Consider the following 24,239-nt stretch of genomic DNA (forward strand, 5'->3'; position numbering starts at 1 on the left):
GGTCCCGTCAAGGACTCGGCCGGACGGTGCTCTCCCGGACCATGAGCCGGTAGCCGGCCCGCAGTTCCTGCGGGGCGTGGGCGCGGCCGTCGAGCCGTCGTTTGAGCAGGTCCACCGCGATGTGCGCGAGCTGGCTCTTGTCCGGGGCCACGGTGGTGAGGGTCGGCGTGCTGTAGCGGCCGTCCTCGATGTCGTCGAGCCCGGCCAGCGCGATGTCCTCGGGCACCCGGAGCCCGGAGGAGAGGATGGCCCGCATCGCGCCGAGGGCGAGCAGGTCGTTGAAGCAGAACACCGCGTCGGGCCGCTCCCCCGCGCCGCCCGCGAGCAGGGCGGCCATCGCCGCGAACCCGTCGGCCCGGTGGTAGCGCTCCACCGTGGCCACCGTCTCCGGCAGCCCGTGCGCGGTCATCGCCTCCCGGTAGCCGGCCAGCCGGAGCGGGGCCGTACCGCTGACGGAGCTGTCCTGCGCGCCGAGCGCGGCGACGCGGGTGCGGCCCAGGCCGATCAGGTGCTCGGTGACGTCCCGGGCCGCCCGCACGTTGTCGATGGCCACGTGGTCGGCGGGGCCGTCGTGGATGCGCTCGCCCAGCAGCACCAGGGCCGTGTCGTCGGTGCGGGCGGCGAGCTCGTCGGCGCCGATCGCGATGGGGCTGAAGATGAGCCCGTCCACCCGGTGGTCGCGCACCCCGTCGAGGATCTGCCGCTCGCGCTCCAGGCTCCCGTCGGTCTGCTCGATGACCACCAGCCACCGCTGCTCGGCCGCGGCGTCGATGACGAACCGGGACAGCTCGGCGAAGTAGGGCGCGTCGAGCTCGGGCAGGGCCAGGGCGATCACGCCGGTGCGCCCCTGGCGCAGGTTGCGGGCCGACAGGTTGGGCCGGTAGTCGAGCCGGGCCAGCGCCTCCTCGACCTTGGCCCGGGTGGCGGGCGCGACATGGGCGTAGCCGTTGACGACGTTGGAGACCGTCTTCACCGACACCCCCGCCAGGACCGCGACGTCACGCAGGCTCGTTCCCACCTGCCCTCACCTCCCCGGCCGTACGGCTGCCGGGAGCCGCACACGATTCGACGGGGTCGATCGTAACGCCCCGGTATCGACCTGCGCGCACCCCGTTTACAACGTTGGAACAACGTTGTAGAAACTGCCTACCCGTAATGCCGCGTTAACAGAGAGGTCGTGTCTTGACGACCAGTGCCCGCCTCACCCTCGATCCCGCCTTCCGGATCGCCCCGGTGGAGCCCCGGCTGTTCGGCTCGTTCGTCGAGCACATGGGCCGCTGCGTGTACACCGGGATCTTCGAACCCGGGCATCCGCTGGCCGACGCCGACGGCTTCCGCACCGACGTGCTGGAGCTGACCCGGGAGCTCGGCGTGACCCTGGTCCGCTACCCCGGAGGCAACTTCGTCTCCAACTACCGCTGGGAGGACGGCGTCGGCCCGGTCGGGGACCGTCCCGTCCGGCTGGATCTGGCCTGGCGGAGCCTGGAGGGCAACGCCTTCGGGCTCAACGAGTTCATGGCCTGGACGGCGAAGGCTGGCGCGGAGCCGATGATGGCCCTCAACCTGGGCACCCGGGGTGTGGCCGAGGCTCTGGAGCTGGTGGAGTACGCCAACTACCCCGGCGGCACCCGCCTGTCGGACCTGCGCCGCTCGCACGGCGTGGACAAGCCGCACGACGTGCGGCTGTGGTGCCTGGGCAACGAGCTGGACGGCCCCTGGCAGATGGGGCACAAGACCGCCCGGGAGTACGGCCGGCTCGCCGCCGAGACCGCCCGCGCGCTCAAGCGCTTCGACCAGGGGCTTTCCCTGGTGGCCTGCGGAAGCTCCAACAGCGGCATGCCGACCTTCGGGTCGTGGGAGGCGGAGGTCCTGGAGGCCGTCTACGAGATGGTCGACTACATCTCGCTGCACGCCTACTACGACCCGTCCGACGGCGACGCCGACTCCTTCCTGGCCAGCGGGGCCGAGATGGACCACATGATCCGCTCGATCGCCGCCACCGCCGACCACGTGGGCGCGAAGCTGCGCAGCCGCAGGCAGATCAAGCTCTCCTTCGACGAGTGGAACGTCTGGTACCAGAGCCGCTTCCACGGCGAGTCGTCGCTGGAGTGGGCCGAGCACCCCCGGCTGATCGAGGACGACTACGACGTCACCGACGCGGTCGTGGTCGGCAGCCTGCTCATCACGCTGCTGCGCAACGCCGACCGGGTGGGCGTCGCCTGCCAGGCCCAGCTGGCCAACGTGATCGCGCCGATCAGGACCGAGCCGGGCGGCCCGGCCTGGCGACAGACGATCTTCCACCCCTTCGCGCTGACCGCCCGGCACGCCCGCGGCGAGGTGCTGCGGGTGGAGCCGGAGTGCGCGACGATCCCCACCGCCAGGTACGGCGAGACCCCCGCCATCTGGGCCACCGCCACCCACGAGGAGGCCACCGGGGAGATCACACTGTTCGTGGTCAACCGCGACCGGCACGACCCCTGCGAGCTCGACGTCACCCTCCCGGCGGGCCTGGTCCCCGCGGAGCACCTGGAACTCGCCGACGAGGACCCGTCGGCGACCAACACCGCCGCCGACCCCGACCGGGTCGTCCCCCGCCCCGGCGCCGGCCTCCGCCTGGACGGCCGCCGGGCCGCTCTTACCCTCCCTCCAGTTTCGTGGAGTATTGTCCGCTTCGCCCCCCAGGAGTAAGACATGACCAGCCCTCTCTCCCGCCGCTCCTTCCTCACGCTGTCCGGCGCCACCGGCCTCACCGCGGCGCTGGCCGCCTGCGGCGGCGGCACGAAGATCGGATCGGGCTCCACGGCCCCCGCCTCGGCCGCGCCGACGTTCTCCGGCGGCGAGTACTCCGGCCCCAAGGTGACCCTCGACTACTGGAACGGCTTCACCGGCGGCGACGGCCCGCACATGCGGACCATGCTGGACTCCTTCAACAAGGAGTTCTCCGGCCGGATCGAGGTCCGCAACGTCACCCGGCGCTGGGAGGACCTCTACCCCGCGATGCCCACCGCCATCTCCGCCGGCAAGGGCCCCGACGTGGCGATCATCCACAACGACTGGATCGGCACCTTCGCCGCCCGCCAGACGCTCGTCCCGCTGGACGACGTGGTCGGCGCGCTGGAGCTGACCGAGGCGGACTTCATCCCCGCCGTGTGGAACGCCGGCGTCTACAGCGGCAAGCGCTACAGCGTCCCGCTGGACGTGCACAGCCTGGCCGACTACTGGAACAAGAAGCACCTGGAGAAGATCGACCTGACCGAGGCCCCCGCCGACAAGGAGTCCTACGAGAAGGCCCTCGCCGGGCTCAAGGACGCCGGGATCGCCACCCCCTTCTGGATGCCGAACAAGTGGCCGGCGCACCTGATGTTCATGAGCCTGCTCTGGCAGTACGGCGGGCAGCTCTACAGCGAGGACGGCGCGAAGGCCCTGTGGGGCTCCGACCAGGGCGCCGAGGCGCTGGGCTGGATGGTGGAGCAGATCGACAAGGGCTACAGCCCGGCCAAGGTCGCCATCGACACCCAGTACGCCGCCTTCAAGAACGACAAGGTCAGCTTCACCTGGGACGGCATCTGGCAGATCAACGACCTGAAGACCAACGCGAAGTCCCTGGAGTGGGGCATGTCCCCGGTGCCGAACATCGGCGGCACCCCGGCGGTGTGGAGCGCCTCGCACAACTTCGTGCTCACCTCCCAGGCGGGCAAGGACCCGAACAAGGTGCAGGCCGCGAAGTTCTTCATCGACTACATGAGCCGCCAGTCCGTCGAGTGGGCCAAGGCCGGCATGATCCCGGCCCGCAACTCCGCCCGCCAGGACCCGACCGTCGCCGACCTCCCCCAGGTGCGCATGGCCGAGGACGTGAGCATCTTCCACTTCCTGCCCGCCCTGCCGGGCGTCGGCGACGTGCAGTCCAAGGCGCTGGAGCTGGCGGTGGCCAAGGCCGTGCTCAAGGAGGCGAGCCCCGCCGACGCCTTGAAGGAGGGCGTGGCCACCGCCGACAAGCTCCTGGCCGACAACAAGCGGAAGTACGGCCAGTGACCGCCGTGCGACCGAGCCCCGGGAGGCCCCGATGAGCCTTCTGACCCGGCAGAAGAGCCCGTCCGGGGCGGCGGAGCCCGCCGCCCCGGCGGGGGCCGCGCGGAGGATGCGGCGGTGGACGCCGTACGCCTTCCTCGCGCCCTACCTCACGTTGTTCGCCGTCTTCATGGTCCTGCCGATCGGCTTCGGCTTCTGGACCAGCCTGCACGAGTGGGACATCAACCTCCCGGCCAAGCCGTTCGTCGGGCCGGAGAACTACACCGACCTGTTCGACCCGGCCAGCGTGGACGGCGGGCGGTTCTGGACGGCGATGCGGGCCACGGCGATCTTCACCCTGTTCTCGGTGCCGCTGCTGATCGTGCTGCCCCTGCTGGTGGCGCTGCTGATGAACGGCCGCTTCCGGGGGCGCAACCTCTACCGGGCCGTCTACTTCGCGCCCTACGTGCTGGGCGTGGCGGTGGTCGGCTTCCTCTGGCGCTTCCTGCTCGACGGCAACATCGGCCTGGTCAACCACTACCTCGGCCTCGACGTCCAGTGGACCACCGACGAGCCGCCCGTCTGGATCGCGCTGGTCGGGGTGACCGTCTGGTGGACGCTGGGACTGAACGCGGTGATCTTCCTGGCCGGGCTCCAGGACATCCCGCGCGAGCTGCACGAGGCGGCGATGGTCGACGGGGCGTCGGCCTGGCGCCGGTTCCTCGCGGTGACCCTGCCGGGCCTGCGGCCGGTCACCGTGTTCGTGGTCAACGCCACGATCCTGGCCTCGGCCAACATGTTCGGCCAGTCCTACCTGATCACGGCGGGCGCCCCGGCGGACCGGACCAAGACCGCGATCTACCTCATCGCCGAGACCGGCCTGCGCCACTTCGACATGGGCACCGCCTCGGCCATGAGCTTCATCCTGGCCGCTTTCCTGATGGCCGCCAGCGCCCTGGTCTTCGGGGCCTTCAGAGACAGGAGCCGGCGATGACCCGTGACACCCGCGGCCTGCGGCGGGCCCTGCTCCACCTGGTTCTCGCGGTGGTCGCGGCGCTGTACCTGAGCCCGCTGGTCTACATGGTCTCCACCTCGTTCAAGACCCGCGAGGGCGCCGGGTCCACCGACCCCCAGTGGATCCCGGACCCGTTCACCACCGACGCCTACCGGGAGATCCTCGGCAGTGCGGACAGCCCGATCCTGACCTGGTTCGTCAACAGCCTGATCGCGGCCACCGGCCACGCCGCGCTGGTGCTCGTCACCGCGGCCCCGGCCGCCTACGCGCTGGCCCGGCTCCGCTTCCGGGGCCGTAACACGATCTTCACGGTGGTCGTGGCGACGCTGTTCGTGCCGCCCGTGGTGCTGCTGATCCCCACCTTCCTCATCGTCAACGAGCTCGCCTGGGTCGACAGCCTCCCGGCGGTGATCGTCCCGGCCGCGGCGGGCGCGTTCGGCGTGTTCTTCCTGCGGCAGTTCTTCCTCACCCTGCCCGGCGAACTGGAGGAGGCCGCCGAGCTGGACGGGTGCAACCGCTGGCAGATCTTCACCTCCGTGGCGCTGCCGCTGGCCCGCCCCGCGCTGGTGACGCTGTTCCTGCTGTCGTTCCTCACCAACTGGAACGACTTCCTGTGGCCGATCTACGTCCTGCTCAGCCCCGAGTCCCTGACCCTGCCCGCGGGCCTGGGCAACTTCCAGGGCGCCAACAACATCCGCTACGACCTGCTGATGGCCGGGGCGGTGATCGCCAGCCTGCCGGTGATCGCGCTCTATCTCGTCGCCCAGCGATGGGTGATCGAGGGCATCTCCCGCTCGGGCCTGAAGGGCTGAGAGACCGGGGCCGTCACAGGGGCTTGGCGAAGCAGAAGGTCGTGGGCACGTCCACGTACTTGCCGTAGGGCGGGATCGGCTCGTAGCCGGAGCCGCGGTACAGGCTGATCGCCTCCGGCTGGAGGTGGCCCGTGGCCAGGCGGAGGACCGTGTTCCCCTGCGCCCGCGCCAGGTCCTCCAGCGCCGCGAGCAGGGAACGCGCGACGCCCCGGCCTCGGTGGTCCGGGGCGACGTACATCCGCTTGACCTCGCCGGTCGCGGGGTCCACCGGCTGTACGGCCCCGCATCCCACGGCCCTGCCGTCGACCACCGCGACGAGGAAGCGCGCCTCGGGGTGCACCCCGGAGCGCCCCTCGGCGCCGTACTTGGCGACCAGCTCCGCGAAGGCGGCGGTCACGAGAGCGGAGAGGCCCTCGTCGTTCAGGGGCCGTTCCTCGATCAGCATGGTGATCATTTTAGGGGCGCCCGCACGGCCTCGCGATGCGCCCCCTCCGCGGGGCCGTACGGGCGCGCCGGAGAGCGGAACTCAGGGCTTGCGGCCGACCCCGGCCAGGATGTCGAGGCGGGGGCCCTGCCGATTCCCGGGCTGCCGGTCCTCGGGCCGGTGGTCCGGCCGCCATGACGCGACGGGCACCAGACCGGGTTCCACCAGGTCGAACCCGTCGAACAGGCGGCGGATCTCCTCGGGAGAGCGGTTCGCCGCCTGGGAGGTGGCCCGGTTGTAGACCGCCTGCGCCTTCTCCTCGTCCTCGGGCCTGACGCCGCCGCTGCCGTGCGAGATCACCAGGTAGCTGCCCGGGGCCATCCGGTCGCGGAGGCTCGCGACGATGCCGTGCGGGTTCTCGGCGTCGGTGACGAAGTGCAGGACCGACACGAACAGGACGGCGACCGGCTCGTCGAAGTCGATGAGCTCCAGCAGCCTCGGGTCCTCCAGGATGGCCCGCGGCTCGCGCATGTCGCCCTGGATGATCGCCGTGGCGTCGTCCGTCGCCAGCAGCGCGCGGCCGTGGATGAGGACGATCGGGTCGTGGTCCACGTAGACGACCCGGACCCCGGGGTCGACGCGCCGGGCCACCTGGTGGACGTTCTCCTGGGTGGGCAGGCCGGCGCCCAGGTCGAGGAACTGGCGGATCCCGGACTCCGCCAGGAAGCGGACGGCGCGGCCGAGGAAGGCGCGGTTCTCCCGTGCCATCACCGGCGCCTCGGGGAGCGCGGCGAGCACCATCTCGGCGGCCTCGCGGTCGGCGGCGAAGTTGTCCTTGCCGCCGAGCATGTAGTCGTAGATCCGGGCGGTGCTGGGGATCGAGACGTCGATCCCGGCCGGGGGGCGTGGCTGATCGGTCACGGAAATGATCATAGTGAGCGCCGGGCCGTACGGGGATGATTCGCCGTCCCCGTTCTTCTTCTCATCGCCGGAAGACCGGCCGGATTCCCTTTGACTCAGGACATTTCCCGACCTCTGTTCCGTCTAGGGTGAGAGATCAACCGGACCGGGAGGGCCCATGGAACAGCGGCACGAGGAAGAGATCTCGGACAGCCCGACGGGCTGGGTGGCCAAGCACGTCCGCGACTACCTCGCCTCGGACGGCGACAAGGGGCACCTCTACCACGGCATTCCGACCCTGCTGCTGACCACCCGGGGACGCAAGAGCGGGAAGCTTCGCCGTACCGCGCTGATCTACGGCACGGACGGCGGCCGCCACCTGCTCGTGGCCTCCAACGGGGGCTCCGCCGAGCACCCGGCCTGGTACCTCAACCTGACCGCGGAGCCGGACGTCCACGTCCAGGTCGGCGCGGAGAAGTTCGCGGCGCGGGCCCGTACGGCCAGCGCCGAGGAGAAGACGTCACTGTGGCCGATCATGGTGAAGGTCTTCCCGACGTACGACCGCTACCAGGCCAAGACGCCCCGGGACATCCCCCTCGTCATCATCGAACCGACCGAGCGGCCGGAGTGAGGCCCGCCGCGCGCTCCAACCGTGGGGCGCGCACGCGGTCGCCCCGGTCGTGGTGATCACTGCCGTGGGACACCCGGTGCGGAGGGGGCGTCGCCGCCCCCGCAGCCGAACGGTCACTGCCGCCCCTCGGCCTCCTCGGCCTCCGCGCGGGCGGCGTCCAGCACCCGCGCGGCGTCCCGCTCGAAGAAGCCGCGGGCGGCGAGGCTGAGCAGGCCGCCGACGACCATGGGCGCGATCAGCACGTACATGGCGGTGACCAGGGAGCCGCTCCGGTCGGAGGCGATGCCGACGGCCAGCGGCCCGAACGCCGCACCGGCCGCGAGGAGCAGCTGCAGGACGGCGAAGCCGAGCCCGCGCGAGGCGGCCGCCACCACGTCGGCGAGGGAGGCGGTCATGTTGGGGATGGCCATCGCGGACAGGAACGCCGCCAGCAGCAGCAGGACGACGAACGCGGTCAGGGAGTCCATGGCGATGGCCACGCCCTGGACCAGCGAGCCCAGGGTGATGCCGACGCCGCCGACGAGCAGCCGGCCGCCCTTGCGCGTGCCGTGCGAGCGCCGGCCCAGCCACGCGCCGACCAGGGTGCCGCCCACCACTCCGGCCACGGTGATCAGGCCGGCCAGGGACCCGGCGGCGGCGGTGTCGACGCCGAACTTCCGGACCATCAGGGTGGGCAGCCAGAAGTGGATTCCGGCGAGGCCGAGGGTGAGGAGCATCAGGCCGATGCCGACCACGGTGAGGGTGGGGATCCTCAGGACCTCGCGGAACTGACTGCCGAACCTGAGGCGGTCGGACAGCCGCTCGGCCACGCCGGTGACCTCGGCGGAGCGCGGCGCGGACGGCCCGGGGACGGGCACCGGCTCGGCGGAGTCGCGGGCGACCACCCGGTCCAGGAACCCGCGGGACGGCTCCCGCAGCCACCAGACGAGCAGGGCGGTCAGCACGCCGGGAATCGCCATGATCATGAAGGCGGTGCGCCAGTCTCCGAAGGCCTTGCCCAGCACGCCGCCGAGCGCGGTCCCGAATCCGCCGAGGTAGGTGGTGATGCGGACCAGCCCGTACGCCTTGGCCCGCGTGACGGGGGGATAGTAGTCGGCGATGAGGCTGCCGGAGGCGGGGTTGTCGATGCTCTCGGCCGCCGCCAGGAAGACCCGCATGGCGTAGAAGACGGCGAACCCGGTGGCCAGCCCCGAGCCCAGCGTCGCCAGTCCCCAGCAGAACACGACGACGGCGATGATCCGGGTGCGGCTGTACCGGTCGGCCAGGTAACCGGCGGGCAGGGTGACGATCGCCGCGGCCAGCGCGGAGGCGGTGGGGATGGAGCCGGCGACCGTGTCGCTGATCTTCCACTCCGCCTGGATCATCGGCAGCAGCCCGGACAGCAGGTTGGCCTCGATCCGGTCGACCAGCCCGACCAGGAACAGCACCGCCAGGGGGGCCCACCCGTAGGGGGCGTGGTCCTTCGCGCTGATCGCCGGGCGCCGTGGACCTCCCATCCCCCGGCGCGGCGTCTCCCGTTCTCCGCTCTCCTCGGTGACGACCTCGGCCAACGCACTCTCCTCCGCTGTGGTGCCGGAAGGCACGGGACATGCAGGCCCAGACCGGAGGGAAGTTCTAAAACTTCCTTCTAGTGGGTGTCCCATAAAGTGCCATAAATCACACCCGATTTACAGAAGCAGTCGGTAATCAGTGAAAAATCCTCCGCGACGAGAAGGGCCCGCCGGGCTCGCCCGGGGGACGGACCCGGCCCTCCCGATCGGGACGGGTCAGGGACGGGTCAAGGGTGGAGGCACGGGCCGTCATTGCGGGAAAACCCGTATTTACCGCAGCTCGGCCCCGTGTCATCATGCGCTCACCGTCTGCCGATGGGGGCGTAGTGATCCGCGACCTGCTGACCGTCCTGCGTTGCGCCCGGCCGGCGACCGCCCTTCCCGCCGCGCTCAAGGACGCCGTCGCCTGCGCCCCCGCCGCCGTGCGCGACTTCGAGCGGGCGGTGGAGCCGATCGTCCGCGACGTGTTCCCCGGACCCGGGCGCGAGGCGATGATCGCCTCCCTGCGCGGCACCGCGCTGACCTTCACCATCGGCATCCGCGCCTACGCCAGGATGGCGGGCCGGCCCTGCGACGGCGAGCTGGTCATGCTCGCCGGGTCGGTCGCCCGGCTCTACGACGACATGATCGACAACAGCGACGACCCGGACGTCGACTCGTGGGCGGCGTCCCTGTTCGGAGCCGGCGGGCACGCCGTACCCCGCGACGATCACCGGCGCCTGCTGGCCGCGCTCTACGCGGAGATCCGCCGCCGCGCCCCCGGCGACCTCTGGCACACCGCGCTGCTCGAACTGCACGACTACCAGGTGCTCTCCCGTGAGCAGCGCGACCCCGCCACCCCGGCGGCGCAGCTCGGCAAGATCACCCGTGGGAAGGGCGGGCTGGCGTGCGTCGTGCTGTTCGGCCTGGTCCATCCGGACATGAGCGTGGTGCAGCGCGACGCGGTGATGGAGGCGGGCGAGGCGCTGCAGCTCCTGGACGACTACCTCGACCAGGACGCCGACCTGCGCGACGGCATCGGCACCCCGGTCAACCGGGGCGAGGTGAGCCTGGCCGAGGTGGGCGCCCGGCTGCGGGCCCTGCGGCCCCGGCTGGCCGCCTGCTACGGGAGGGCCGCCGCCCGGCCCTTCTCCGCGACGCTCCTTCTCGTCCTGGCGGCCGACGTGCTCAAACGCCACCGGCTCGGACGCGCCGGGAGGAAGAGAGACACCCCGCTGGGACTGCTGCTCGCCGGCGGCACTCACGCCATCCCTCCGAAGAGGGTCGCGTAGATGCGCAAGCTGCAGACGGCGGTCTTCGTCATCGTCCCGCTGGCGTTCGTCCTCCTGGCGGTCGTACGGCTGGCGGTGGGCGGCTGGTCCAACGTCGAGGCGGTCATCGCCGCGGCCGCCCTCGTCGTGGCCTACGCCGGCACCCTGCGCGGCGCGCGGCCCCCGGACGACGCCTCCGACCTGGCCGACAAGCTGGCCGACGAGGTCATGAAGGCGGCCAGACGAGAGGCGGGCAACCGCGACATCCCGCACGATCGCGGCATCCCGATCCGCTGCGAGTCCGGCGGCGGCCTGCCCGGGACGATCGAGGAACTGGCCGACCACCTCCTCAGCGTGAAAGGCCGCGTGGTGGTGACGGGAGAGCGGGGATCGGGCAAGACCACGCTCGGCCTGCTCCTCGCGCTGCGGATGTCCTCGGTGCAGCACCGGCCGATCCCGGTCACGTTGCCGCTGTCGTCGTGGGAGCCGCGGCTGACCCTGCGCCAGTGGGTGGCGCTGCGGCTGGCGGCCGAGTACCCGTTCCTGCGAGCCGCTCCCCTCGCGCTGGAACGGCTGATCAGGAGCGGCAGCCTGCTGGCCGTGTTCGACGGCTTCGACGAGGTGCCGCCGGCCCGCCGCGCCGAGGTGGTCAGGGCCGTCGACGAGGACTGGTCCGGCTCGCCGTACGTGCTCACCAGCCGGGTCGAGGCCTTCACCGGCCCCGTCACCCGCAGGCTCGCCGGGACGCCGACGGTGCGGCTGCTGCCGGTGGACGCCGCCGGGGCCGCCGGATACCTGGAGGCGCGCTGGGGCGACGTGCCCGAGACCGCGGCCCTGATCGCCCGGCTGCGCGCGGAGCCGCGGGGTCCGCTGGCCGAAGCGCTCGACACCCCACTGATGATCTTCCTTGCGGCGCGGACCTGCGAGAGCGGCCACGCCCCGCGCGTCGACGGCACCACCGCGCAGATCAGGCAGGGCCTGGTCACCGGGTTCGTGCCGGCGGTCTACGGGCGGGATCCGGGGGACGGCTACGAGCCTGACCCGGAGGCCGATCAACCGTGGAGCCCCGACGAGGCGGCCCGCCACCTGCGGTTCCTGGCCGACTTCCTGCGCCGGAGCGGGACCCGCGACCTGGCCTGGTGGGAACTGCACCGGGCGCTGCCCCGCACGGTGCTCCCCGCTTTCCAGGTCGTGCTCGGGACGGCCCTGTTCGGGCCGCTCTGCGGCGCCGTGTCCGCGGTGTTCGGGCTGGGGGCGGCCGGCTGGTGGTTCGGCCTGGCGATCGGGCTCGCCGGCGGTTTCGCGGTGTCGCTGGCCAGGCAGCACCACCCGCGCGAGGTGGGGCCGAAGCTGCGCAAGACGCTGACCCGGCGCTACCTGCTGCGCCGCCTCCTCCAGGGCCTGGTGTGCGTGGCGCCCGGCATGGCGATCATCCTGGTGCTGTACGACGGGGTGACCTACGCGCTCACCGAGGGCGCGGTGTTCCTGCTCGGCTTCCTGGCCGCCTCCCTCGCCCTGGCCCCCGCCAACGCGGACAGGGCTGGCTCACCCGACGGCTTCCTGCGCAACGACCGGGCGGCCGTGCTGCTGGCCTTCGCCGCGGGCGGCCTGATCGGGCTCGCCGTGGGCGCCTATCTCGGCTGGTGGATGGAGGCCGGGCTGCGGGTCAGGGACCACGTCTGGATGCTCACCCTCGATCGGTGGCAGCAGACGCTCATCAGCGCCGCCTTCGGCGCGGTGCTCGGCGCGGCCGGATTCGGCGTCACGATGATGGCGCCGAGCGCGTGGGGGCGGTTCGTCGACGCCCGGGTGTGGTTCGCGTGGCGGCGGAAGCTGCCGCTGCGGCTGATGGCCTTCCTGCACGACGCCTACGAGCGCGGCGTGCTCCGCCGCGCCGGCCCCTATTACCAGTTCAGGCATGAGCTCCTGCAGGATCAGGCCGCAGCCGGGCCGGAACCGCCGGGGTCAGGAGCACCGGCCCCGCCAGCGACCACGCCGTGACCCGGCCGCTCGCGCCGATGACGTATCTCGCCTCGGGGAAGCGCGCCCGGCCGCTGTCCGGCGCGAAGCGCACGTACCGTATCTCCAGCTCCGCACGCCCGCGGCGGACCCGCTCGACCGCGACGCGCCCGCCCGGCGCGGGCCGGTAGCCGAACTCCAGCACCACCTCGGCGCCGGGCGCGGCCCGCGCCAGCGCCGCCACGTCGCCCGGCCTGGTCAGGTCGCAGACCCGGCCCTCGACCGTGCAGCGCAGGACGTCGAAGCCGTGCCCGCGCAGCACCCGCGTCTGCGCGGCCAGCCAGGCGGGCTCGAACCGGCTCTGGGCCCGCGCCAGCAGCCGCAGGGCCACGGCCCGCGCCAGCACGTACCCCGCGGTCAGCCAGGTGGCGGCGGAGAAGACGGGATGCGGCGCGAAGGTCGCCGCCAGCGCGAACGCGGCGGTGAGCAGCGCCCAGCCGAACGTCGCCGCGGGGGCGCGCTCCGGCGACGGCCCGGTGAGGGCCCGGCGGACCGGCGCCGGCACCCCGGGCAGCGGCACGAGCGGGACCGGCAGGTCGGGGCGGGAGTATTCGGACCCGTAGGTGACCGGCATCTTGCCAGTATCACCCGAGATGCCGTGCGATGTTACTGACCTGCCGGTCCGTCCTCCGGTGCGGGCCGGAGCCCGGAAGCGCGCGGTCCACGGCTGCCGCGGCCACCGCGGCCGGAAGCGCACGCGAGGCGCGGCTACCCGCCGGGCCGCAGCTTCCCGCTGGTGAGGCCGTCGAGCACGAGCCGGCTCAGCAGCTCGCCCGCCGCGCCGGCCCGGTGGAGCGCCTCGTCGAAACGTTCCAACTGGCGGAACGCCTGGCCGTACCGCCGCTGCTCGGCGAGGGGGAGCCGGGGCAGCTGCGCTCGGCGCGCGTCCACGCGGGAGACGCCGGACGACGTGCCGGCGGGCTGGCGGACCGAGGCCCGCAGGAAACCGGCGACGAAGTGGGGGTCGAAGAGCTCCGGATCGGGCCGGACGAGGATCAGGTGGGGACCGAGCACGATCTTCTCCTCGATCACCCTCGCGGCCGGCGTCCGGGCCGACAGGGGGATGACGACGTCCCCCGGCCGGGCGGTGACCAGGCCGGGACCGGCGGAGCCCCGGCCCGTCGCGGCCCGCCCGAGCGCCACGTCCTGGGCGGTCAGCACCCTCAGCTCCCCGGAGCCGGTCTCCATCCGCAGCGGCGTCGGGATGATCTGCACGCTCCCCGCCCGCGCCAGCTCGCTCAGGGAGGTCATGGTGAAGGGATCCCCCGGCGACTCGGTCGCCGCGGGCAGCAGCCCGGTCAGCTCGGCGGTCGCGCTCAGCAGCTCCTCCCGGGCCCCGGCCGCTCCGCCGGGGCTGAGCACCGGCCTGACCAGGTAGCGCCCCGGGGTGAGGTCCACCTCGTCGTCGAGCAGGTCGACGACCGGGACGGCGTGGCCGCCCGGCACCGTCTCGCGCCGCGGGTCCGCCGTGAAGGCGCGCCAGGCCGCGATCACGGCGTCCTGCGACTCGGTGGCGTCGATCATCAGCACGTGCGAGGGGATCTGGTCGCCGGCGTCCGGCCGCCGCAGCAGCCACAGGTGGGGCGGCATGGCCGACTGGGGGGCCGCGCCGGAGGGCAGGGCCACCACGGCGCGCAGCGCGCCCGCCCGGATGAGCTGCGAGCGGATGCGCCGGCCGGATCTGCGGCCGGCGGCGGCGGGCGGCATGAGGACCACCACCTGCCCGCCCGGGCGGGCGTGGGCCAGGCAGTGCTGCACCCACGCCAGCTCGGACTCCCCGCGCGGCGGCAGGCCGTACTGCCAGCGCGGATCGCTCGCCAGCTCCTCGTATCCCCAGCCGCGCTCGCTGAACGGCGGGCTGCACAGCACGGCGTCGGCCTGGAGGCTGGGGAAGGCGTCCCCGGTCAGGGCGTCCCCCCGGCGCACGTCGGAGTCGATGCCGCGCACCGCCAGCCGCGCACCGGCCAGCCGGGCCGTGGCCGGATCGCGCTCCTGGCCCATCGCCCGGACCCTGCCCGGCTCGCTCCCCGCCGCGATCAGGAGCCCGCCGTGGCCGCACGACGGGTCGAACACCTCCCCGGCTCTCGGCTCGACGAACGCCGCCATGAGCTGGGCGACCTCGGGGGAGATCTCCTGGATCCGGCGCGAGTGCGCCTCGGCGTAGCGGGTGTAGAGGAACTCCACCGTCTCCTCGGGCCCCCGGGCCTCGGCCAGCGCCGCGGTGGCGCGGATCAGCGGCACGTCGCCCTCGCCCACCACCAGCTCGGGAAGGGCCTGGGCGATCCCGGAGTCCTCCTCGTCCAGGAGCGCTCCCAGCCTCCGGTGCGCGATGGCCGCCGCCAGCCGGCTGACGAGGGAGAGCAGCCGCAGGTCGTCGGCCGAGTTGCGGACCCGCTGCCACAGGAGCTCGTCCTCGGGGAGCTCCCGGAGCTTGCCCTGGGCGCGCAGCCAGGTCTCGACCTCGGCGAGGGAGAACAGCGGGCTGGAGGCGGTGCCGCCGACGGGTTCAGGGAAGTCTCCGAACCGGCGGCGCCAGTTGCTCACCGCCGCCCGGCCGACCCCCGCAAGCCTGGCGATGTCCCCCGCGGTCACCGTCGCGCCGCCCTCCGTGATCACTCTCACCCCTCCACTTGAACCGACAGCTCCGGCCGAGGTCCTCGCCGCGATCGCCGCGCCTCCCCGGCCGCGGCCGGCGAAAGCGGCTCAGACGTGCATCTTCGCACCCTCCCCGGTCTCTTTCCCACCCAACCTGTACCGGTTCCGAAACAACAGGCGCGGGAACGCGGGAGCGGGAACCGCCTACTTGATCGAACCCGCGGTCAGGCCTCCGACGACCTTTCTCTCGATGAGGGCGAACAGGATGATGACCGGGATGGTGGCGATGACCGAGCCCGCGAACAGGTTCTGCCAGTCGACCTGGTACTGGCCGATGAAGGAGTTCAGCGCCACCGGCAGGGGCTGGGAGGCCGGGGTCGTGATGAGCGTCAGGGCGACGACGAACTCGTTCCAGGCGGCGATGAAGGTGAAGATCAGCGCGGTCACCACGCCGGGCATCGCCAGCGGGAGCGTGACCCGGAACAGCGCGCCGAGGCGGCCGTTGCCGTCGATGAACGCCGCCTCCTCCAGCTCGCGGGGGATCGAGGAGAAGTAGGCGTGCAGGATCCACACCGCGAAGGCCAGGTTGAAGCCTCCGTTGACCAGGATCAGCGCCCAGACCGAGTCGACCAGCCCGAACTGGTGGAATTCGCGGTAGATGCCGACCAGCATGGCGGTGGGCTGGAACATCTGGGTGATCAGCACCAGGATCATGAACGCCGTACGGCCCCGGAAGGCGTGCCGCGCCGTGTAGTAGGCGGCCGGCAGCGCCACCAGCAGCACCAGCACGGTCGATCCGGCCGCGACCTGCAGGGTGACGCCCAGGTTCCGGGCCAGCCCGCCGCTCCAGAAGTTCGTGAAGTTGGACCAGGCGAAGGTCTCCGGCAGGAAGGTCGCCCGGCGCAGCTCCTCCTGCGGGCGGAGCGCGGTGAGGATCATCACCAGGTAGGGGAAGAGGAAGACGAACGCGATCAGGTAGGCGCTCGCGGCCACGACCGTGGTCTTGAGCGACGGCGGCCGTCGCGCCGGGGCCGGGCGCCGTACGGCCGCCGGGCGGGGCGCCGGGGCGCCGCCCGCGACGGCCGCGACCTCCTGCGGCGGTCTCGCGATCGGGGCGTCGTGCTCGTCGACGGCCTTGCTGCGCTCGGTCATCGGACCTCCGTCCTCCACTTGGTGACCCTCAGGAAGATGACGGTCAGGACGATGACCATGCCGAAGTTGACGACGGACATGGCCGCGGACTCGCCGATGTCGGACCCCTTGAGGATGTACATGAAGATGGTCGAGGTGGCGGTGGAGTAGCCGGGCTGGCCGTGGGTCATGGCCCAGATGATCGGGAAGCTGTTGAAGACGTTCATCACGTTGATGAGCGCCGCCACGATCAGGGCGGGCCGGAGCAGCGGCAGCGTGATCGACCAGTAGATGCGCGGTTTCGAGGCCCCGTCGATCCTGGCGGCCTCGTAGACGTCGGGCGGGATCGCCGACAGCCCCGCCAGCAGCGCGTAGGTGGTGAACGGCAGTGAGACGAACACCGCGACGAAGACCAGCCACGGCATCGCGGTGGCCGCGTTGCCGAGCGGGTCGGCGTCGGCGCCGCCGAGCGCGTCCAGCACCCCGATCTCGCGCAGGATCATGTTGATCAGGCCGACCTCGGGGTCGAGCATCCACTTGAAGATGATCGCCGTCATCAGCACCGAGGCCGCCCACGGCGCGATCAGCGCCCAGCGGGCCAGGCGGCGGCCGGGGAAGCGCTGGTTGAACAGCTGGGCCAGGCCCAGCGAGAGCACCACCGTGATGGTCACCACCGCGACCACCCACAGCAGGCTCCTGACCATGATCCCGTCGAAGTCGGGCTCGGCGAAGAGCTTGGTGTAGTTGTCGACCCCGTTCGCCCCCTGGACCACGCCGAACCTGCTGATCCTCAGGAAGGACGACTGGATCATCACCACGACCGGCCAGACGACGACCACGCCGATCAGGACGACGGCGGGGCCGATCCAGACCAGCGGGGCCAGCGCTCGCATCACCCGGGCGGGGGTGAGTGTCTGCTGCATGTGTCCTGCTTTCGGTTGGCGGTGGTACGGCGTGCGCCCCGGGGCGCACGCCGTACCACCGCCGTGATCGGACCGGGAGGGCGCTAGTCGGAGGTGGCGACCTTCTGGATCGCGCCGAGGATCTCCTTGGGGTCACCGTCGACGGCGCCGCCGATGGTCTGCTTGATCTGGGTGTTCACCTCCGACCACTTCGGGTCCTGGAAGGGGTAGAACGTCGCGTTGGGCAGCGCGTCCAGGAACGGCTTGAGCTTCTCGTCCGACCCCAGCTTCTCGATGCCGGACTTGGTCACCGGGAGCAGCTTGTAGGTGTCGCTGATCTTCTGGGCCGCGGTGCCGCCGTAGAAGAAGTCGAAGAACTTCTTGATCTCTTCCTTGTGGCCGTTCTTGTTGAACGCCATGATCCAGTCCTCGACGCCCAGGGTGGTCTCCAGAGGACCGGCCTTGCCCGGGATGGGGGCCACGCCGAAGTTGCTCAGCCCGCCCTTCTCGAAGATCGGGATCGACATGGGGCCGCCGTTGACCATGCCGACCTTGCCCGCGGCGAAGTCCGCCCAGACGTCCTTGCGGTTCTTGGTGCCGGGGTTGGGGGTCGTCAGACCGGCCGAGACCAGGCCCTTGAGGTAGGTGAAGGTCTCGACGTTGGCCGGGGAGTCGATCGCCCAGTTGCCGGAGGCGTCCTTGTAGCCGCCGCCGTTGCCCATGAACCACAGGAACGACTCGGCCTGGGCCTCCTCGTTGCCCAGCGGCAGGCCGAACGGCTGGCTGACCCCGGCGGCCTTGAGCTTGCCGGCCGCGGCCTTGAGCTCGTCCCAGGTCTTGGGCGGTTCGGCGACGCCGGCCTTGTCGAACAGGTCCTTGTTGTAGAACAGGGCGCGGGCCGAGGAGACGAACGGGATGCCGTAGCCGACGCCGTCGACCTTGCCGAACTCGGCGAACTTCTCCAGCATGTCGGAGGCGGTCGTGGACGAGAGGACCTCCTCGCTCTTGTAGAGCAGGCCGTCCTTGACGAAGCCGGAGTAGTCGCCGGTCTGCAGGATGTCGGGCACCTGCCCGTTCTGCACCATGGTGGCGACCTGCTTGTCGATGTCGTTCCAGTTGATGACCTGATATTCGATCTTGATGCCGGGGTTGGCCGCCTGGAACTCGTCCACGACGCCCTTCCAGAACTTCTCCCCGCTGTTCTCGGCGGTGGGGCCGTCGCCGTAGTCCGCGGCGACGAGCTTCAGCGTCACCCGGCCGCCCTCCGCCGTGCTCTCCCCCGCAGGAGTCTCGGAGCCGCAGGCGGTCATGACCAGTGCGGCGGTCAGCCCGAGTGTGACCGCGCCGGCGAGTCTCTTGTTCACGTGACCATCACCTCGATCGTCTACGGACCAACTGGTCCGTACCGGTTGGGATGCCGAGGAGCACCCGAGCGGACGCGGTGTTCCCGGAAACGTAGCCGGTCACGGCCTGGCGGCCGGACCGAGTCGAGCTGCGTTGTGCGGAACACGTTAGGTGGGGGTGGCCTTTTGGTCCATACCGGGGAATATCAGTTTCGCAACGGCAGCCCTCGCGCACGCCAACCGGTCTAGACCAGAAGAAGGACGCACTTACCTCCATACGCTCAATATCGCCCTATTTGGCGATAAATCAATCAGCTATGAGCGGCTTTCCGTCCGCAGGATCGCCCCACCCGTTGAGGTGATATGTCCCAACCCATGGGCAGGAGCAGCCCATGACGACGCGATCCTTCTGGATGGAATCAGCGGAAGGTGGGGCATACCCGGCGCTCACCCACGACATCGAGGTCGATGTGGCCGTGGTGGGGGCGGGGATCGCCGGGCTGAGCGCGGCCTGGGAGCTCACCAAGGCGGGGCGGTCGGTGGCGGTGCTGGAGGCCGGGCGCGTGGCGGCGGGGGTCACCGGGCACACCACGGCCAAGCTGTCCGCCCAGCACACCCTGATCTACGCGAAGCTGAGGAAGTCCGCCGGGAAGGAGGCCGCCCACCTCTACGCCCGGTCTCAGCAGGAGGCCGTCGAGCACCTGGCGCGGACCGCGGCCGAGCTCGGGATCGACTGCGATCTGGAGCGGGTGCCCGCGTTCACCTACGCCGAGTCCGCGGACGCCGCCGGGGAGATGCGCGCCGAGGCCGAGGCCGCCGCGGAGGCGGGGCTGCCGGCCTCGTTCACGACCGAGTCCACGCTGCCGTTCCCGATCGCCGGAGCGGTCCGAGTGGAGGACCAGGCGCAGTTCCATCCCCGCAAATACCTCCTCGGGCTCGCCGGAGCCGTGATCTCCCGCGGCGCGGCCGTCTTCGAGGACACCCGGATCGTGGCGCTCAACGAGGGCACGCCGTGCCGCCTGCGGACCTCCGCCGGGGTGACGGTCACGGCCCGCGACGTCGTCGTCGCGACCCACTACCCGGTGTTCGATCGGGCCCTGCTGTTCGCCAGGATGGAGCCCCGGCGCGAGCTGGTCGTCGCCGCCGCCATCCCCGCCGGGCGCGATCCCGGCGGCATGTTCATCACCACCGAGCAGAACACCCGCTCGGTCCGGACCGCCCCCTACCAGGACGGACGGCGCCTGCTGATCGTCACCGGCGAGCACTTCAAGCCGGGTGCCGGAGGGGTGAGCGAACGGTTCGACCGGCTGGCCGCGTGGACGGCCGAGCGGTTCGGCGCGACCGAGGTCGCCTACCGCTGGGCCGCCCAGGACAACTCCACCACCGACGGGCTGCCGTTCGCCGGGCCCCTGCACGTGGGCGCCCGCCACACCTACGTGGCCACCGGCTTCGGCGGCTGGGGCATGAGCAACGGCGTCATGGCGGGCCTGCTGCTCGCCGACCTGATCACCGACCGGAAGAGCCCGTGGGCGCGGCTGTACGACCCGCGGCGGCTGCATCCGCTCCGGGAGGCCGGCCCGGCGCTGCGCATGCAGGCATCGGTCGCGGCCCACTTCGTCGGGGACCGGCTGGGCTCGAAGCCGGCGGACGCGGTGGACCGGCTCGCCGCCGGGCAGGGCGCGGTCCTGAAGGTGGGCGGCAAGCAGTGCGCGGTCTACCGCGACGACGACGGCCACATCCACGCCGTCTCGGCCGTCTGCACCCACCTGGGATGCGTCGTGGGCTTCAACGACGCCGAGCGCACCTGGGAGTGCCCCTGCCACGGCTCGCGGTTCGACGTGGACGGACAGGTCCTGCAGGGACCGGCCACCGAGCCCCTCGACCGGTTCGAGCTGCCGGACGCCGGAGCGCGGCGCGAAGCGATCGAGTGAGCACGGCGGGCCGGGCGGTCGGACCGTCCCGCGGGCTTTGAGCGCTCCGGACGGCTCCGCGGGACGGGACATCCCCGTACCCGGGAACGTCCGGCCCACACGGTGACGCCCCCGAGCCCGCCGTGGCGCGCTCCGGACCGGGGCACGCCGGACGAGAGCGATGTCCCCTTGACCGGGGCGGCGCATGGCCAGATTATTGACACGTTGTCCAATAGAGGCGGAAGGACGCGGCCATGCGGATGATCACGGGTGACGGCGTCGGGCTGGCCGTCTACGAGCGGGGCGGCCCGGCCGGGCCGGACCCGGATCCGAATCCGGTGGTCGTCCTGGTGCACGGCTACCCCGACGACCACCGGATCTGGGACCGGGTCGCCGAGCGCCTGGCCGGCCGGTTCCACGTGGTGACCTACGACGTCCGGGGGGCCGGGGCGTCGGACCGGCCGCGCGGGCGGGAGCCGTACTCCTTCACCCACCTGACCGCCGACCTGCGCGCCGTGATCGACGCGGTGAGCCCCGGGCGGCCGGTGCACCTGGTCGGGCACGACTGGGGATCCATCCAGGGGTGGGAGGCGGTGTGCACGACGCCCGAGAGGTTCGCGTCGTTCACCTCGATCGGCGGGCCCTGTCTCGACCACGCGGGCCACTGGTTCCGGGGGGCGGGCCGGGCGCGGGCCGTACGGCAGATGCTGGCCTCGTGGTACATCGGGTTCTTCCGGCTGCCGATCCTGCCGGAGCTGTGCTGGCGCTCCGGGCTCGGCGGGCGGCTGCTCGCCCTGAGCGCCGGGCACCGCCCCTCCTCCCGGCACGACGCGGTGGCGGGCCTGGGACTCTACCGCGCGAACGTCCGCGCCCGGCTGCGCCGCCCGCTGGAGCGGCGCACCGCGGTTCCGGCGCAGGTCGTGGTGGCGCTCCGGGACGCCTACGTGACGCCGGACCTCGCCGAGACCGCCCGCCGCTGGGCCCCGGAGATCCGGATCCACCGGTTCGACGCCCCGCACTGGATGCCGGCGACCCATCCCGGACCGCTCGCCCGCCTCATCACCGAGCACGTCGAGGCCGTCGAGCGGGCCGCCGCGAACGGGCACGTGCCCGGATGAGGCCGCATCCCGAAGACGATCAACGCGGCCGGGGACGGCTGTTCCAGCGGGAGGAGCGGAACAGGTCGCGGCGCTGGAGGAGGTAGGCGAGCTTGGCGGCGGCGACCCGGACGGTCTCCTCGTGGCGGTGGCGCCTGGCGGGGGCGACGGCGCTCCACTGGTCGAGCGCGTGGGCCATCTCGTCGGCGACCTCGCCGATCACCCGGTAGCGGGTGCCGAAGGCGTGGAGGTCACCGTGGACCTCGCCGACCAGGTCCTCGTCCACCCGGCGGGTCAGCGGCTTGATCTTGCGGAGGATGCCCGCCTCCATCGCCGGGGTCACCGGGGCCCGGCGGGCGTCGCCCTCCGGGACCATGACGAGGGCGCGGACGCGGGCCAGGGCCAGGGCCCGCTCGGCCTCGGGGGTCGAGGGGTGTTCGGCGAGGTCCAGAAGGCGGCGCAGGGTCTCCTGCGTCTTGTCGTCGAACATCCGAAAGCCCGTCCCCGTCGCGTGGTGTCCGGCACATGCTATTCGACCCGGACTATTCGACCAGGACACAGCGGGTTCTGCGGTAGGTGGTCGGCATGCACCGGTTGCAGTGGATGCAGGCGGAGACGACGGTCCTGTCCTTGCGGACCCGGTCGGGCAGGTCGGGCTCCATGAGCAGGGCCCGGCCCATCGCGGCGAACGCGAAGCCCTCGCGCATGGCCAGGTCCATGGTGGCGGCGCCGGTGATCCCGCCGAGCAGGACCAGCGGCGTCCGCAGGGCGGCGCGGAAGGCGCGGGCGTCGTCCAGGAGGTAGGCGTCCCGATAGGGATAGGCGCGTAGGAACCGGCCGCCCACCAGGCGCACGCCCAGCCGCTGCGGCTGCGGGAAGACCGCGGCGAAGTCCTTCAGCGGCGCGTCGCCGCGGAAGAGGTACATCGGGTTGAGCAGCGAGCTGCCGGCGGTCAGCTCGATGGCGTCGAGACTCCCGTCCTCCTCCAGCCAGGCCGCGACCTGCAGGCTCTCCTCGGGGACGAGCCCGCCGCGGACCCCGTCGTCCATGTTGAGCTTGGCGAGGATCGCGATCCGGTCGCCGACGGCGTCGCGCACGGCGCGCGTCACCTCCCGCGCCAGCCGGGCCCGGCCCGCGAGGCCGCCGCCGTAATCGTCGTCGCGCTTGTTGAGGCGGGGGCTGAGGAAGGCGCTGACCAGGTAGTTGTGGCCGAGGTGGATCTCCACCGCGTCGAAGCCCGACTCCGCGGCCAGCAGCGCCGCCTCGGCGTGGGCCCGCACGATGCGGCCGAGGTCGTCCCGGGTGGCCGCGCGGGTCGCGCTCACGCCCAGCGGGTTGAGGCGCCGGGACGGGCCCAGCGCGGGCAGCCGGGTGGAGGCCGGGTTCGCCACCGGCCCGGCGTGCCCGATCTGCGCGGAGACGGCCGCCCCCTCGGCGTGCACGGCCTCCGCCAGGCGGCGCAGCCCCGGGACGGCCTCGGGACGCATCCAGATCTGCTTCCGCGTGGTGCGGCCCTCCGGGGCGACCGCGCAGTAGGCCACCGTGGTCATCCCCACTCCCCCGGCGGCCGTCCGCCGGTGGAACTCGACCAGCTCGTCGGAGACCAGCGCCTGCGGGGTCCTGCCCTCGAAGGTCGCGGCTTTGATCAGGCGGTTGCGCAAGGTGATCGGCCCGAGCTTCGCCGGGGCGAAGACGTCGGCCACGTTCCCGGTCATGCCTAACTGTTTACCAAACAAGCGCTTGGGTTCAATAGCCCTCCGCCATCCGTTCGCGTACTCCGCCCTTCTGTAGGGTTCTCTCCCATGCGCCCCCTCCGCCTCGTCCTGCCGGCCGGAGTCGTGGCCAGCCTGCTGCTCGCCGGCGCCACCGACGCCGGAGCCGAGACCGCCGGGACCGGAGCCGGCTCCGTCCGCGCCGGCGGGCCGGTCCCCACCGGCACCGCGGCGCTGACCCGCAACCCGATCTACCTCGGCGGCAGGCTCGCGGTTCCCTGCGCGCACCGGCCGGACGGCTCCGGCGTCGCCGCGGCGAAGAAGCACCTGACGGCGGTCCTGTCCTGCCTGAACGCCTCGTGGTCCAGGCAGCTGGAGCGGGCGGGCCTGCCCTTCGCCGAGCCGAAGGTCCGGTTCATGACCAGGCCCGCCCGGGCGTGCGGATCGGCGTGGGGCAAGAACGTCACCGGCCGCTACTGCACCGGCGAGCGGCGGCTGGTCCTGCTGATCGGCGACCACGCCCTGTCCGACCCCGCCGACCCGGTCACCCTGCACCTGATCGCGCACGAGTACGCCCACCACGTGCAGAACCTGGCCGGCATATGGGACGCCTACCGGGGCATGCCGGCGCACGGCAGGGCCCAGATGCTCGCGCAGAGCCGCCGCCTGGAGCTGCAGGCCGACTGCCTGGCCGGGGCGTTCATGGGCAGCGTCTGGAACTCCCAGAAGTACCGGGACGCGGACTGGAAGGAGGTCGTGGACCTCATCCGGCGCAGCGGCGACGGGAGCGCCACCACGGAACGCAGCCACGGCACGGGCCGGAACCGCGTCGCCTGGCTGCGCCGGGGCTTCGGCAGCGCGTCCCCGGCCGTCTGCAACACCTGGACCGCGACGGCGTCCGCGGTCGCCTAGAGTGCGTCTTCGAGATCATGCGGGGCGC

The 24,239-nt window shown here is 72.2% G+C and carries 21 protein-coding genes; 10 read left to right on the plus strand and 11 right to left on the minus strand.

All coding sequences use genetic code 11. The features are described 5' to 3' along the window. Positions 1 to 7: 7 nt before the first annotated feature. Positions 8 to 1,018: a LacI family DNA-binding transcriptional regulator gene (locus Plo01_RS15990; protein ID WP_203891387.1), complete on the minus strand. Its 1,011-nt coding sequence runs from the start codon at positions 1,016 to 1,018 to the stop codon at positions 8 to 10. Positions 1,019 to 1,182: 164 nt separating this feature from the next. Between Plo01_RS15990 and arfA the strand changes: the two genes are divergently transcribed. From arfA to Plo01_RS16010, 4 genes are read left to right on the plus strand one after another with little or no spacing between them, the layout of a single operon-like run. After that, positions 1,183 to 2,688: an arabinosylfuranosidase ArfA gene (arfA, locus tag Plo01_RS15995; protein WP_203891388.1), complete on the plus strand. Its 1,506-nt coding sequence runs from the start codon at positions 1,183 to 1,185 to the stop codon at positions 2,686 to 2,688. 3 nt (positions 2,689 to 2,691) lie between these two features. Then, entirely contained in the window at positions 2,692 to 4,032 is a 1,341-nt protein-coding gene (locus Plo01_RS16000) for an extracellular solute-binding protein (protein ID WP_203891389.1), read from the plus strand. A gap of 31 nt (positions 4,033 to 4,063) precedes the next feature. After that, complete coding sequence (locus Plo01_RS16005; RefSeq protein ID WP_203891390.1) at positions 4,064 to 5,002, plus strand: carbohydrate ABC transporter permease; 939 nt, start codon at positions 4,064 to 4,066, stop codon at positions 5,000 to 5,002. Then, positions 4,999 to 5,835: a carbohydrate ABC transporter permease gene (locus Plo01_RS16010; RefSeq protein ID WP_203891391.1), complete on the plus strand. Its 837-nt coding sequence runs from the start codon at positions 4,999 to 5,001 to the stop codon at positions 5,833 to 5,835. Before Plo01_RS16005 ends, Plo01_RS16010 begins: the two co-directional genes overlap by 4 nt. A gap of 13 nt (positions 5,836 to 5,848) precedes the next feature. On the opposite strand, the gene Plo01_RS16015 is transcribed toward Plo01_RS16010, so the two are convergent. Continuing rightward, positions 5,849 to 6,280, minus strand: a complete 432-nt coding sequence (locus Plo01_RS16015) for a GNAT family N-acetyltransferase (RefSeq protein ID WP_203891392.1) — start codon at positions 6,278 to 6,280, stop codon at positions 5,849 to 5,851. Between the two features lie 81 nt (positions 6,281 to 6,361). Continuing rightward, positions 6,362 to 7,180, minus strand: a complete 819-nt coding sequence (locus tag Plo01_RS16020; protein ID WP_239316427.1) for an SAM-dependent methyltransferase — start codon at positions 7,178 to 7,180, stop codon at positions 6,362 to 6,364. Positions 7,181 to 7,337: 157 nt separating this feature from the next. Between Plo01_RS16020 and Plo01_RS16025 the strand changes: the two genes are divergently transcribed. Then, a complete protein-coding gene (locus Plo01_RS16025; protein WP_203891394.1) occupies positions 7,338 to 7,790 on the plus strand; it encodes a nitroreductase family deazaflavin-dependent oxidoreductase in 453 nt (150 codons plus the stop codon). Positions 7,791 to 7,903: 113 nt separating this feature from the next. On the opposite strand, the gene Plo01_RS16030 is transcribed toward Plo01_RS16025, so the two are convergent. Then, positions 7,904 to 9,340 carry an MFS transporter gene (locus Plo01_RS16030; RefSeq protein ID WP_239316428.1) on the minus strand — a complete coding sequence of 479 codons (1,437 nt, stop codon included), beginning with the start codon at positions 9,338 to 9,340 and terminating at the stop codon, positions 7,904 to 7,906. Positions 9,341 to 9,636: 296 nt separating this feature from the next. Between Plo01_RS16030 and Plo01_RS16035 the strand changes: the two genes are divergently transcribed. Then, positions 9,637 to 10,611: a class 1 isoprenoid biosynthesis enzyme gene (locus Plo01_RS16035; protein WP_203891395.1), complete on the plus strand. Its 975-nt coding sequence runs from the start codon at positions 9,637 to 9,639 to the stop codon at positions 10,609 to 10,611. Continuing rightward, the gene (locus Plo01_RS16040) at positions 10,612 to 12,591 is read left to right on the plus strand and encodes an NACHT domain-containing protein (RefSeq protein ID WP_203891396.1); all 1,980 of its coding nucleotides are present in this window, start codon (positions 10,612 to 10,614) and stop codon (positions 12,589 to 12,591) included. Here the strand turns inward: Plo01_RS16040 and Plo01_RS16045 are convergent. From Plo01_RS16045 to Plo01_RS16065, 5 genes are all read right to left on the minus strand, one after another. Then, a complete protein-coding gene (locus tag Plo01_RS16045; RefSeq protein ID WP_203891397.1) occupies positions 12,503 to 13,183 on the minus strand; it encodes a hypothetical protein in 681 nt (226 codons plus the stop codon). The genes Plo01_RS16040 and Plo01_RS16045 overlap by 89 nt on opposite strands. Before the next feature lie 134 nt (positions 13,184 to 13,317). Next, a complete protein-coding gene (locus Plo01_RS16050; RefSeq protein ID WP_239316429.1) occupies positions 13,318 to 15,231 on the minus strand; it encodes an N-6 DNA methylase in 1,914 nt (637 codons plus the stop codon). A 177-nt stretch (positions 15,232 to 15,408) separates the two neighbouring features. Beyond that, positions 15,409 to 16,356 (minus strand): carbohydrate ABC transporter permease, encoded by a 948-nt coding sequence (locus Plo01_RS16055; RefSeq protein WP_203891398.1) that lies wholly within the window; start codon positions 16,354 to 16,356, stop codon positions 15,409 to 15,411. Next, entirely contained in the window at positions 16,353 to 17,258 is a 906-nt protein-coding gene (locus tag Plo01_RS16060; RefSeq protein ID WP_239316431.1) for a carbohydrate ABC transporter permease, read from the minus strand. The genes Plo01_RS16055 and Plo01_RS16060 overlap by 4 nt, the downstream gene beginning before the upstream one ends. A gap of 83 nt (positions 17,259 to 17,341) precedes the next feature. Beyond that, a complete protein-coding gene (locus tag Plo01_RS16065) occupies positions 17,342 to 18,601 on the minus strand; it encodes an extracellular solute-binding protein (protein ID WP_239316433.1) in 1,260 nt (419 codons plus the stop codon). A gap of 371 nt (positions 18,602 to 18,972) precedes the next feature. Between Plo01_RS16065 and Plo01_RS16070 the strand changes: the two genes are divergently transcribed. Both Plo01_RS16070 and Plo01_RS16075 read left to right on the plus strand, forming a co-directional pair. Beyond that, positions 18,973 to 20,511: an FAD-dependent oxidoreductase gene (locus Plo01_RS16070; protein WP_203891399.1), complete on the plus strand. Its 1,539-nt coding sequence runs from the start codon at positions 18,973 to 18,975 to the stop codon at positions 20,509 to 20,511. Between the two features lie 233 nt (positions 20,512 to 20,744). Continuing rightward, complete coding sequence (locus Plo01_RS16075) at positions 20,745 to 21,608, plus strand: alpha/beta fold hydrolase (RefSeq protein ID WP_203891400.1); 864 nt, start codon at positions 20,745 to 20,747, stop codon at positions 21,606 to 21,608. Between the two features lie 19 nt (positions 21,609 to 21,627). Here the strand turns inward: Plo01_RS16075 and Plo01_RS16080 are convergent, their stop codons facing one another. Both Plo01_RS16080 and Plo01_RS16085 read right to left on the minus strand, forming a co-directional pair. Continuing rightward, positions 21,628 to 22,077, minus strand: coding sequence for a hypothetical protein (locus tag Plo01_RS16080; protein ID WP_203891401.1), 450 nt, complete (start codon positions 22,075 to 22,077; stop codon positions 21,628 to 21,630). Positions 22,078 to 22,129: 52 nt separating this feature from the next. Next, the gene (locus Plo01_RS16085) at positions 22,130 to 23,302 is read right to left on the minus strand and encodes an NADH:flavin oxidoreductase (protein ID WP_203891402.1); all 1,173 of its coding nucleotides are present in this window, start codon (positions 23,300 to 23,302) and stop codon (positions 22,130 to 22,132) included. Between the two features lie 87 nt (positions 23,303 to 23,389). Between Plo01_RS16085 and Plo01_RS16090 the strand changes: the two genes are divergently transcribed. Next, the gene (locus Plo01_RS16090) at positions 23,390 to 24,211 is read left to right on the plus strand and encodes a neutral zinc metallopeptidase (RefSeq protein WP_203891403.1); all 822 of its coding nucleotides are present in this window, start codon (positions 23,390 to 23,392) and stop codon (positions 24,209 to 24,211) included. Positions 24,212 to 24,239 lie beyond the last annotated feature (28 nt).

The organism is Planobispora longispora (assembly GCF_016863135.1).
GTDB classification, from domain to species: domain Bacteria; phylum Actinomycetota; class Actinomycetes; order Streptosporangiales; family Streptosporangiaceae; genus Planobispora; species Planobispora longispora.